Raw genomic sequence first — 10,457 nt, 5'->3', positions numbered from 1 at the left:
ATTTTCCTCAGGTGCTGCAGGGCCTCAACCTGGCCTTTGGCGCACAATACCGCACAGAAACCTACCAGATCATTGCAGGAGAAGAAGTCTCCTACAGCAAAGCCGATCTTCGTCCTATTTATTCCGTAGATACCACCATAGGCGGTGTGCCGTATTTAACAGACGGCGGGCTCATTGCGTTGAATGGGTTGTCGCCAGGATCGCAGATCCACGCGGGATTCCGGCCATCCAACGAGGTTAACGTGAGCAGGGCCATCGTAGCGGGTTATGTAGACCTGGAACTCAATATCACTGAAAAGTGGTTGTTGTCCGGTGCGCTGCGCGCAGAAAACTTCTCTGACTTCGGCAATGTCACTACCGGCAAAATAGCTACCCGGTATAGCTTTGCGCCCTGGCTAAGTATCCGTGGCTCGGCCAACAGCGGCTTCCGTGCACCGGATCTGGCACAGTTCTATTATACAGAAACGTCTACCAGTTTTCAGCAGGGCCGCGCCATTGACCAGGTAACCGCCTCCAACAAAAATGCGGCTACCAGAGCGCTGGGTATACCTTCTCTTACCCCGGAAAAATCGACCGGGTATACAGCCGGCATCACCTCCCAGCCTGCCCGAAATGTAGAGCTGAGCGTAGATGCTTATCTGATCGACATCAAAAACAGGGTGGGTAATACGGGCAACTTCTCTGCCACCGATGTCAATCTCCCGGCAGATGTACGCGCATTATTACTTGCCACCGGCACCACGCAGGCGAAGTTCTTTTACAACGCCTTCAGCACCCGCACCCAAGGCATTGAATTTACCGGCAGTTACAAAATACCGCTGAATAGAAACAGTCTCCAGCTGCTGGCAGGGGGCAACTTCGTGAAAAATGAAGTCACGTCTGTCAACACACCTAAAGGACTGGAACAATACAAAAATGTCATTTTCAGCGAGTCAGAAAAAGCCCGGGTAACCACTAATATCCCTCAACAGAAAATAACGTTGCAGGCTATACTCAATACACGGCGGTTCAATTTCCTGGCACGCACTATTTACTTTGGCTCCGTGACTACTGCCTCCGCACTCAATGCTAATTTCCCCAAGCCTGATTATTATTTCCAGAAGCTGAAGCCCATCTGGATAACCGACTTCTCCGTAGGATATCATATCAGCAAGGAAGTACAGGTAACAGTAGGTGTAAACAATGCCTTCAATGTACTCGGTGATTATTCTGATACCGCCATTTCCGGATTGCGGAATCCTTCTATTGTAGGCATACAAAACGGCAGCGCAGGTATACAGCCATTCGCCCGGTTATATGCACGCTTTTAATCTTTAAAACATTCTCTCATGAAAAACAAACGCTCCTTCTTCCTGAGCAGCTTTACCATACTGGCTTTCAGCGCCTGCAACAAAACAGATTACCTGGACGTAAATGCCGGCGAGCGGCCGGCACTATCTGCCAATATACGTTTTGTCAATGCGCGCACCGAAAATACTGCCATACAATTCTGGACATTTACACAAAAGGTAACTACCAATGCCCTGCTGCCGGGTACGGCCTCTCCCTATGTAGCCACTACGTATGGTAATGTACAGATCAACTTTACAGAAGGCAGCGGCACAGCTTACCGGGCATCGCGGCAATTTGGTAATAGCGCCACCTACAGTGCTACCGGAGGTCCTAACGGTCCTATTGCCGGATACTACCATACGGTGTTTGCAGCACCCACTAAAAATGATGCGGCAAAAGATACCCTATTGCTTTTTTATGATGAGCTCTCCGCCCCTGCTGCCGGTAAAGCCAAGCTACGCTTTGTACACCTGGCTGCCGGCATCGGAAATGTAACCCTGAAATTGGAACAGGCGGGTACGGAAACCACACTATATAACAATATTCCCTATGGCAGTGCCGGCGGCAGCAACCTGAAAGGATCAGCTTATGACAGTGCACCGTTCACTAACGTAAATGCAGGTACGATTTCTTTAGTGGTGAGTGCGGTAGAAGGCGGAACGCCTTTGCCTGTGCAAGGACAAGGGCTGAGTAATATTGCGCTGGAAGCGGGGAAAATATATACCGTGTATATACGTAAAGATGGGAAGGGATTGATTAATGCGGGCGTGATAGCGCAATAGGAAATTACGAATTACGAATTACGAATTACGAATTACGAATTACGAATTACGAATTACGAATTTACGCGGAGATCGTAAACGCGGGAATCATCCGCTACAATCTACCCACAAATCCGTAATTCGTAATTCGTAATTCTCTATCCCTACAACTTAAAGCTCGCTCCTACCGTCACCCATCTTCCGGGCATCAATACCGCACCGGCTTCCACATACGTTACATCCAGCAGGTTGGTAGCATCTGCGTATATCTGGTAACGTGATTGCTTATACGCAACACGTGCATCTATCAGCGTATAGTCTTTATAGTTAATACGCATACAATAACGTGCAGCGGCGGAAACGCTGAAATGATGCAACAATTCTGTGCGCACATTGGCGGTAAACTGATGTCTTAAAGTCTCTATCACGTAACGCGAAATCCTGGTAGAGAGCGCGTCGCCTTCGAAAGAAGGAGAAAGATAGTTATAGCCGGCATTTACGCCGAAACTATTGAACAGGGACTGTGGCTGCAGCGTAGTGGTATAACCGGCATTGAGTGTAAAGCCGGTCATATCCGCCCGTTGAAAATTTTCCGGCCGCCAGTCGATTTTAGCCGGATCAGACACCCCTGCGGTATCTTTCACGTAATCTATGAAGTTGCTGATTTGCCGGTAGAAGACAGACCCGCTATAAGAAAATTTACCACTGAATTTCCGGATACCTATTTCTCCATAACTGGCCTTTTCAGGACCCAGATTTTCGTTGCCAATAATTCCCTTTCCCTTGTAATAGAGATCGGTGTATGTTGGCAGCCGTTGCGCCGTACCAGCATTGGCATAGAGTTTCAGATCGGGGGTAATATTAAAGCCTACGTCAGCACCCGGGAAGAGTTGCCAGCCATAGAAAGAATTATAATTTAAATATCCACCAAGGGTAAAAGTAAAACGACGGTCAGCGATTGATTTATATTCTCCTGACAGGCCCAGGTTGGATCTTTCGTGGTTACCCAGACTGGTACTTTTAATATGTTCATACCGTCCTTCTACGCCGGCGCCGAAGGTACCGATAGCGGTGGTAAAGGTATTATTCAGTTCTGCGCCCAGCACATTGGTATTATGCAGATTGCGGTACTTATCAGGTTTGATGTAGATGTAATCATCTTTGGTGTACCGGTAGCTGATTCTGGGGGTCATTACCCAGTTGCGGTTGATCCGGGAGGTGTTACTCACCGCTGCCAGGAAGGTTTTCACGGTTTCTTCCGAATTGAGATCTCCGGGAGCTGCATAAAAACCGTTGGCACCATAGCCGTTGTTGACGAATCCTGCCATCACATTATACTGGTGCAGGGAATCATTGTTAAAAGCCGCCTGGTAAAAAGCCCGGTAGTTATCGTAGGCCGTATTGTAACGGTATCCGTTTCCCTGATTACGGCTAACGGACAGGGACTGACTGTTGCCGCCTTTTACCAGGGCGCCGCTGGCGCCGAGACTATAAGCGTCGTACAGCTTATTATTCTCATTTTCCTTAAAACTGCTACCACCGCTGCCGTTGATGATAAGGCCGGTTTCCGTGGCTTTACGGGTCACGATATTGATAGCCCCATTTAATGCGTTGATGCCGTAAATACGGGCCGCAGCGCCACGCAGCACCTCAATATGATCCACATCTACCAGAGATATGGGCAAATTCATCATATTATGGCCTGTTTGCGGATCAGTGATCTTTACGCCGTTCAGCAGAATCAGGGTCTGGTCGAAGGTGCCACCGTCGATCCCTATATCTGCCTGAATGCCTTCTGGTCCGCGCTGGCGTACATCCACACCGGGTACATATGATAACACCTCCGTCAGCGACGATACCGGCATGGCTTCTATCTGCTTGCGGGTGATGATGGTAATATTACGGTTGATCGCCTTTACCGGCGCTGCCAGCCTGTTTTCCTGTACAATCACCTCATCCAGCTGGCGGGTGGCAAAGGAACTATCGGCCCGCTTTTGCGCCGAAGCGCTGCCACAAAGGCCCAGGAACAGGGAAAAAAGTATTTTGTTATTCGAAACGGCTACACGCATCTTTAAAAATCATTGCTAAAAGAGCGCAAAAGTACGTATTAAATCATTGTTTCAATCATTCAACGCGGCCCTCTGTCTATTGCAAAGCATATACATTCCCATCGGTGCTACCAAAGAAGAGTACTCCGTCTTCCAGCCAGGGCGTAGACAGGATGCTGCCCATGTCGAGGAAATCGGCGTACATTTTTATATAATCATCTTTATACCGGGCCATCAGGTCGGGGAATAATTCGTGGGTAGCCGGATCAAAGAAACGGGCTTCCTGTTGTTTACTGGCGGCGGTTTGGAAAACAGTTACACTTTCCCCGGTGGCCAGGTTCATCTTTAGGATTTTGCCGTCCAGACTTCCCATATAGCCGTAGTCGTTAGTGGTCGTAATGCTGCTGAATACATTCAGGTGTACCGGCGTTTTCCATTGCAGGCCACCATAGTCCGCACCAAAGGCCAGGGCCCGGTGAGAGTCGGACGTAGATACCAGCAGGCGTTTGCCGGCCAGACTGGGCACGCTGGTCCAGCTACCGGGTTCATGATACACCCACAAGCCCTTGCCTGTGCGGAGGTGCAGGGCATATACATTGTAATCCCGGGCGCAGAAATAAACGCAGCTATCTGCTACCACTGCGTGAAACTGTACTTCTCCTACCGGAAAATATCTTTCTCCCATGGTATCAAATTTCCAGCGCAGGGAACCATCTGTGTTGAGTGCATAAAAGAAACCATCAAAACTGCCGGCCAGGATAATATTGTCGGCTACGGTGGGCGCGGCATGTACGGCGCCGCCGGTGAGGTATTTCCATTGCAGCTTTCCGCTGCGGGCATTTAACGCGTAGATGTGGCCATCGGTGCTGCCTACGTATACAATTCCATTATGCACGGTAGCGGAAGAAAGAAAATAATCCCATGGATCAGTAGCATGTTCACCTTTTGTTGTAAAGGTCCATTGTAGTTTGCCGGTATGCATATCGAGGGCGTAAAAATTCCCATCTTCACTCATAAAAAATACCGCACTACTATCGCAGGCTACGGTGGAATTTACCGCTCCCTTGGTTTTAAATTTCCAGTATGGTTTCCCGTTGTTTCGATCGAGTGCATACATACAGGAATCTGCTGCACCGATAAAAAGATAACGGCCGTTGATGACCGGGGAAGACACTACTTTACCACCGGTTTTAAACTGCCATTTTATGGCTGGTTTGTCGGGGATATCTTTACTAACTGTATTATTAGCTCTGCTGGCGGAACGGCCCAGCTGTTGTGCTATCAGGGGTTGGTTGAGTGTGATCAGCCCGATCACCCACCATAACAATAATTTCATAAGGGGGAATATATATTACCCGGTTAAGATACATTTATCTACCCGAAAAATTTGTAATTTCGTCGCGTTATGACGGTAAATATTAACAGGAAAGCACGAATCATGAAGTGGCTCAAAAAAATTGGCTTCTGGGGTTTTCTTTTCTTCCTCATAAAAGGACTCCTCTGGCTGGTATTGGGCTATTTTGTACTAAAGTAAAGCACGCCCCCGGGGAGCGTGCGGTATGTTAAATTATTTCTAAGCGCTTATTGAAACACGTTGGCGAATGACCCGGCCACCGCAATATTATTTACTACTTTTTTCAGGTGATCATTCACAGATCTATATACACTTCCACCCATACTCAATCTTTTCACCCCTGCTTCGGCCAACGCATTGAAGGAAGGTAGTTCCGGCATGGACAGTACATTCATCGGCAAAGCTGTAGCAGCGGTTACCTGGCTGATATCCGACAGTTCCCGGATGAAAGGCACAAAAATACTATCGGCGCCGGCGGCTTCAAATGCTTTGATGCGTGCAAACGTTTCGTTGAGTCGGCTGGGTACATCCAGCAAAAAAGTATCTATTCTTGCATTGATAAACAGGGGAATATTTTTTCGCGACAATTCATTTCTGATAAAACTTAGTTTGCGGCTAAACGCGTCTATTGGCACCAGTGTCCGGCTGCTTCCCATGACAGAATCTTCCAGGTTAATACCTACAATCCCGATATCATGTAGCTGTTGAATATATTGTACCACTACTGCCGGATCATCACTATATCCTCTTTCTATATCTGCGGACAGCGGCACTTTGGTATGGCGTGCAATTCTTTCGATCACAAAAAACAATTCCGAAAAAGGGATCTGTTCTCCGTCGTCGTAGCCCAGTGTATCGGCGATGGCGGAACTGGAAGTACCAATAGCCGTAATACCATTGTCTTGTAAGATGCGGGCGCTGGATACATTCCAGGCATTGCCCAGTAACAGCGGCGTGTTTTGATAATGCAGGTCCTTAAATAATTCGTACTGACTCATAGTTTGAATTTTATGATGGTCAAAAAATTATACGCGGAAAGTTCCTTCAATCACGGTCACCGCTTGTCCTTTTATCAGCACCCGGTCGCCCTGTAGTACCACTTTCAGTTCGCCGCCACGGGCAGATGCCTGGTAGGCGAAGAAATCATTTTTATGGAGGCGTTGGGCCCAGTATGGCGCCAGACTGCAGTGTGAGGAGCCGGTCACGGGATCTTCATCAATGCCGATGGGGCCTGCAAAAAAGCGGGAGGTAAAATCGTAGGGGGAATCTGCGCTGGCTTTGGCGGTGATGCTACATTTATGGGCCAGGAGCAACTGCCGGTCAGGTTTAAAATCAGCCACTGCTTTGTCTGATGCTAATTCCACAATATAACGGTCTACGCTATACGCTACATTAATGATCTCCTGTGTAAACATGGGCTGCCAGCTTTCCGGTAATACGGTCGGTTCACTCTCTCTGGCAGGGAAATCCAGTTCTATCCAGCCTTCACTGCGGCGGGCCGTAAGGAGACCGCTCAGGGTATAAAACTCAATGGTGGTTTCGGGGGCTACCAGACCGGTTTCCCATAAAACGTGTGCGCTGGCCAGGGTAGCATGCCCGCAGAGCGGAATTTCAACCAACGGAGAAAACCAGCGCAGGCGGTATCCCTCCTTTTCCGGTAATACAAAGGCGGTTTCAGCGAGGTTATTTTCTGCCGCAATGGCCGTAAGGGTATCATCGTCCGGCATGCTGTCCAGCAGGCATACACCCGCCTGGTTGCCTTTAAAGGGCCGGTTCGTAAATGCGTCTACCTGGAAAAATCTGATATCCATATCTCTCTGCTTATAATTATCTCACAAAAGTGCTATTATTTATTTTGTAAAAACAGATGCAAAAGTTACGATTTCGACCATATCAGATGGAGACCGGTTAAAATGAGAACAGGCTCAGAGCAGCCGGTTGTTACCGCTTCCCTGAGCCTGTCAGTATGGTTTGCTATTCACTATTTTTTAGGAGGCAGTGCAAAAGCTACGGCATCGTGCTCAAAATGTCCTTTGTGAGAGCCATCACAGAAAGGTTTGTTGGCAGACAGGCCGCAACGGCAGATCCCTACTGCTTCTCTACCACCCAGGTCATAATTGTTGCCGTTTTTGTCCACGATTTCAAACTCACCTTCAATTTTAAGTGAACCATTGTTGTTAACTGTAATCTTAGTAGCCATAAATTTTCCTTATTTAGCCGGCAAAAGTAGGAAAAAGTATGGGAACACCGGCTATTTCCTTAATAACTGCCGCCGGCCATCGTTGTAGAAGACGACTCTTAGATTTTCATCAGGCTGCCAGCCTGCCCAGACATAATGTGCCCGATTATACTGCGCTGTCGCTGCACTATCAATCTTTCCATCCTTCTCCAGGTTATATAAATAGTAAGGATCATAAGAATAGATGGTGGTATGAAGACTATCATCTCCTCCATCTCTTTCAGATATTCCCTTTCCTATCAAAAACACCGTATGCTGTGTATTATCGTCACCAATGTGCTGCGGATGATCTATTTCATCATGCAGGATCATTTCAGGCGCCTGATCCTTCACGCGTATCACCGCCATAGGCTCCCGGCCGGAACCACTCCAGGCGCCAAAAATCAGCACCCAGGTTTGTTTGTTTTTCGTGTAAATAAAAACATCATTAGCAGCAACAGCGCTCTTATTCAGCCGTAGAAAAGCACTATCTACCGTCCCCCAGCAACCATCCGTAAACGTCTTTTTTCCGCCCCGGGTCATTGAAAAAGAAACTTCATCCGCACAATAGAAGTTGCCATTTTTCCCGGTAGTGTTCAGGCGGATCGTGTCCAGTTGATGATCCTGATCCAGATCATACAAAATAATCCGGGTGGAAGGCGGCGCTTCACTCACGGCTTCCGATGAAGTATTCTGAAGAAAAGCAGCCGTGGTGTCTACTTGAATGCCAGGCGTTTTATTTGCGGATTCATGACAGGCAATACACCCGAATAACAACAAACTGGCAGCTGTAGGGATATGCATGATCGTGTAGGTAAGAAGGTAAAGTACTTAAAAACTTATTTTTATTAAAAAGAAGCACTATACTTGCAATATACGCTATTGGCGATCATCTGTGAACAATGATACGTCGTAAACTTTCCATATAGCGCATAACCCTATTCACCACTGCTATCAAGTCTGGTACAACTGGTAGAAAGCGTTGGCTGTCTCTTCTCCTGTTACTCACTCACCACAGACAATATATTCCCGGCAGGATCTGTAAACCAGGCCACCGTAGGATCACCATCTCCATGATGAATTCCTTTTGCATTGGTTTTGATAGCCCCCTCATACTGCAAAAATGTAATCCCTGCTGCTGTCAGCTGATCTACCGTTTCCTCTACATTATCCACGGGGAAATTAAGGATGGTAAACGTAGCGGGCACATGATCCGGTTTCAGATAAACAAGGATATCGTTGCCCCCGGCAATTTTTAAGCGCAGCATAAATTCCCCTTCTGCTTCCACTTCCAGCCCTAGTTTTTGCTGATAAAAATCTTTTGCCTGTTGCAGATTATTGACAGAAAATCCACTGAATGCTTTTGTATTCCTGAACATAAAAAAGGTTTTCTGGTGAACAATACAAGCCACCGCGGCCTGTTCTGTACCTGTAAATGTACGACCATTTCAGCAGTAGTAAGGGGTGCAAACAAGGCAAAATAGGGGGTATCATGCGCCAACCCTTGTTATAAAATTTGTTCCCGGTAACGGACCGCTAATTTTATCATCTTACTAAAACTTGTTAACAGCGGATAAAAGATAAATGCCTGTAAAATACCGGTGGCTTCAAACCAGAAATCTCCTGGTACTTCATAAACCGGCGGCGGGAACAGCATCCGGAAAAAAGAATTGTTACCCGTTGCTAAAAAAACGATATTTTTAATCAGGTGATTATATAGGCCTTCGTATAGACCGATGGTCAGTAAAGGAAACAAGCCGACGGACAGGAGATAGCCTACCAGGAGCAGATTATTATCCGGATGTTTCCGCAGCTGCCGGTCCAGCAGGTATACCAGTAACATCACCGGTATAGCAACAAACAGGACATGCAGCCGCCAATGAGTATGATAGATAATAGCGCCGTAGACATGATGCACAGCAGTCAGCAGTAATAATGCAGCGGTAAAAAAAGTGGTTCTTTGTAGTGGTTTCATCTTATTCGTTTCTACAAAGTTGTTGCTTATCGGTGGAAGCGCCCATAGGTAACCAAAAACTCACTTAGCCACTTTTATGGTTACCTGCTCTAAAATTTATGCAATATGAAAAAGGAAATCTCACCCGTTTTAATATATCCGCCAGCGTTATGCCCGATGGCGCTTACACTGAACATCATCGGTGGCAAGTGGAAGCCCATGATCCTGCATTTGATTACGCAGGGAATTAACCGGTTTAGCCTGCTGGAGAAGCAATTACCGGGTATCAGCCGCAAGATGCTGGCCAACCAGCTCAGGGAACTGGAGCAGGACGAATTACTTACCCGCGAAATATTTGCAGAGATCCCTCCCAGAGTGGAATATACGCTTACCGCGCAGGGAGAGTCCCTCATAGCCGTTGTGATGCCGCTCTACGATTGGGGTGTGCAACACCTCGCACATAAGCAACCGCGTTATAGCCCTGTTGTTTAAGGCTCAAACTGTTTGATAGCATTACCCAGGTCGTATGCTTTCACATGATCTTTCAGCACAGCGGCGATGATACTGCTACCTGCCGCGCTGCGGTAGCCACCGGCGCAATGTACTACTACCGGCAGATTTTGTGGGATTTCGTGGATACGGTGGCGAAGCTCATCCAGTGGAATGGAAAGCGCGTTGTCAAAAATTTTATATTCCGTTGCTTCCGTGGCCATGCGTACATCTACGATGGTATAATTTTCCGGATGTGCTTTGAAATCGTCCAGGGGTATAGGATCCATTTGCTCAGATC

General features: G+C 47.4%; 13 protein-coding genes. 4 read left to right on the top strand and 9 right to left on the bottom strand.

Annotated features, from left to right (window positions below; genetic code table 11):
- A partial coding sequence (locus VIP81_RS24300) for a TonB-dependent receptor plug domain-containing protein (RefSeq protein ID WP_331967452.1) occupies nt 1-1,310 on the top strand: 1,310 nt, incomplete at its 5' end.
- A gap of 18 nt (nt 1,311-1,328) precedes the next feature.
- The gene (locus tag VIP81_RS24295; protein ID WP_331967450.1) at nt 1,329-2,114 is read left to right on the top strand and encodes a DUF4397 domain-containing protein; all 786 of its coding nucleotides are present in this window, start codon (nt 1,329-1,331) and stop codon (nt 2,112-2,114) included.
- A gap of 143 nt (nt 2,115-2,257) precedes the next feature.
- Here the strand turns inward: VIP81_RS24295 and VIP81_RS24290 are convergent, their stop codons facing one another.
- The gene (locus VIP81_RS24290) at nt 2,258-4,162 is read right to left on the bottom strand and encodes a TonB-dependent receptor plug domain-containing protein (protein ID WP_331967448.1); all 1,905 of its coding nucleotides are present in this window, start codon (nt 4,160-4,162) and stop codon (nt 2,258-2,260) included.
- A gap of 76 nt (nt 4,163-4,238) precedes the next feature.
- Nucleotides 4,239-5,477 carry a PQQ-binding-like beta-propeller repeat protein gene (locus tag VIP81_RS24285; RefSeq protein ID WP_331967446.1) on the bottom strand — a complete coding sequence of 413 codons (1,239 nt, stop codon included), beginning with the start codon at nt 5,475-5,477 and terminating at the stop codon, nt 4,239-4,241.
- Between the two features lie 69 nt (nt 5,478-5,546).
- On the opposite strand from VIP81_RS24285, the gene VIP81_RS24280 reads away from it, so the two are divergent.
- The gene (locus VIP81_RS24280; RefSeq protein WP_331967444.1) at nt 5,547-5,675 is read left to right on the top strand and encodes an alanyl-tRNA synthetase; all 129 of its coding nucleotides are present in this window, start codon (nt 5,547-5,549) and stop codon (nt 5,673-5,675) included.
- Between the two features lie 47 nt (nt 5,676-5,722).
- Here the strand turns inward: VIP81_RS24280 and VIP81_RS24275 are convergent, their stop codons facing one another.
- The 6 genes from VIP81_RS24275 to VIP81_RS24250 all read right to left on the bottom strand — a co-directional run bounded on the left by VIP81_RS24275 (nt 5,723) and on the right by VIP81_RS24250 (nt 9,688).
- The gene (locus tag VIP81_RS24275) at nt 5,723-6,493 is read right to left on the bottom strand and encodes an isocitrate lyase/phosphoenolpyruvate mutase family protein (protein ID WP_331967442.1); all 771 of its coding nucleotides are present in this window, start codon (nt 6,491-6,493) and stop codon (nt 5,723-5,725) included.
- Between the two features lie 27 nt (nt 6,494-6,520).
- Nucleotides 6,521-7,306, bottom strand: coding sequence for a PhzF family phenazine biosynthesis isomerase (locus VIP81_RS24270; protein WP_331967440.1), 786 nt, complete (start codon nt 7,304-7,306; stop codon nt 6,521-6,523).
- Between the two features lie 170 nt (nt 7,307-7,476).
- Nucleotides 7,477-7,695: a CDGSH iron-sulfur domain-containing protein gene (locus VIP81_RS24265; RefSeq protein ID WP_331967438.1), complete on the bottom strand. Its 219-nt coding sequence runs from the start codon at nt 7,693-7,695 to the stop codon at nt 7,477-7,479.
- 51 nt (nt 7,696-7,746) lie between these two features.
- Nucleotides 7,747-8,517 carry a hypothetical protein gene (locus tag VIP81_RS24260; RefSeq protein ID WP_331967436.1) on the bottom strand — a complete coding sequence of 257 codons (771 nt, stop codon included), beginning with the start codon at nt 8,515-8,517 and terminating at the stop codon, nt 7,747-7,749.
- Between the two features lie 197 nt (nt 8,518-8,714).
- Entirely contained in the window at nt 8,715-9,092 is a 378-nt protein-coding gene (locus VIP81_RS24255; RefSeq protein ID WP_331967434.1) for a VOC family protein, read from the bottom strand.
- Nucleotides 9,093-9,220: 128 nt separating this feature from the next.
- Nucleotides 9,221-9,688 carry a hypothetical protein gene (locus VIP81_RS24250; RefSeq protein WP_331967432.1) on the bottom strand — a complete coding sequence of 156 codons (468 nt, stop codon included), beginning with the start codon at nt 9,686-9,688 and terminating at the stop codon, nt 9,221-9,223.
- 105 nt (nt 9,689-9,793) lie between these two features.
- Here VIP81_RS24250 and VIP81_RS24245 point away from each other — a divergent pair, with 105 nt between their 5' ends.
- Complete coding sequence (locus VIP81_RS24245; RefSeq protein ID WP_331967430.1) at nt 9,794-10,159, top strand: helix-turn-helix domain-containing protein; 366 nt, start codon at nt 9,794-9,796, stop codon at nt 10,157-10,159.
- Here VIP81_RS24245 and VIP81_RS24240 read toward each other — a convergent pair.
- On the bottom strand, nt 10,156-10,457 hold a 302-nt coding region (locus tag VIP81_RS24240), incomplete at its 5' end, for a rhodanese-like domain-containing protein (RefSeq protein WP_331967428.1). The two genes, VIP81_RS24245 and VIP81_RS24240, sit on opposite strands and share 4 nt — an antisense overlap.

The sequence above is a fragment of the Chitinophaga sp. genome, from assembly GCF_036566945.1.
Taxonomy (GTDB): domain Bacteria; phylum Bacteroidota; class Bacteroidia; order Chitinophagales; family Chitinophagaceae; genus Chitinophaga.
Note: the sequence above shows the minus strand (reverse complement) of the source record. Positions and strands in the feature narration are given on the sequence as shown.

Coding starts and splice junctions, on each gene's coding strand:
- VIP81_RS24275 (WP_331967442.1), bottom strand. CDS start 6,493: ATGAGTCAGTACGAATTATTTAAGGACCTGCATTATCAAAACACGCCG.
- VIP81_RS24295 (WP_331967450.1), top strand. CDS start 1,329: ATGAAAAACAAACGCTCCTTCTTCCTGAGCAGCTTTACCATACTGGCT.
- VIP81_RS24245 (WP_331967430.1), top strand. CDS start 9,794: ATGAAAAAGGAAATCTCACCCGTTTTAATATATCCGCCAGCGTTATGC.
- VIP81_RS24285 (WP_331967446.1), bottom strand. CDS start 5,477: ATGAAATTATTGTTATGGTGGGTGATCGGGCTGATCACACTCAACCAA.
- VIP81_RS24255 (WP_331967434.1), bottom strand. CDS start 9,092: ATGTTCAGGAATACAAAAGCATTCAGTGGATTTTCTGTCAATAATCTG.
- VIP81_RS24260 (WP_331967436.1), bottom strand. CDS start 8,517: ATGCATATCCCTACAGCTGCCAGTTTGTTGTTATTCGGGTGTATTGCC.
- VIP81_RS24290 (WP_331967448.1), bottom strand. CDS start 4,162: ATGCGTGTAGCCGTTTCGAATAACAAAATACTTTTTTCCCTGTTCCTG.
- VIP81_RS24270 (WP_331967440.1), bottom strand. CDS start 7,306: ATGGATATCAGATTTTTCCAGGTAGACGCATTTACGAACCGGCCCTTT.
- VIP81_RS24265 (WP_331967438.1), bottom strand. CDS start 7,695: ATGGCTACTAAGATTACAGTTAACAACAATGGTTCACTTAAAATTGAA.
- VIP81_RS24280 (WP_331967444.1), top strand. CDS start 5,547: ATGACGGTAAATATTAACAGGAAAGCACGAATCATGAAGTGGCTCAAA.
- VIP81_RS24250 (WP_331967432.1), bottom strand. CDS start 9,688: ATGAAACCACTACAAAGAACCACTTTTTTTACCGCTGCATTATTACTG.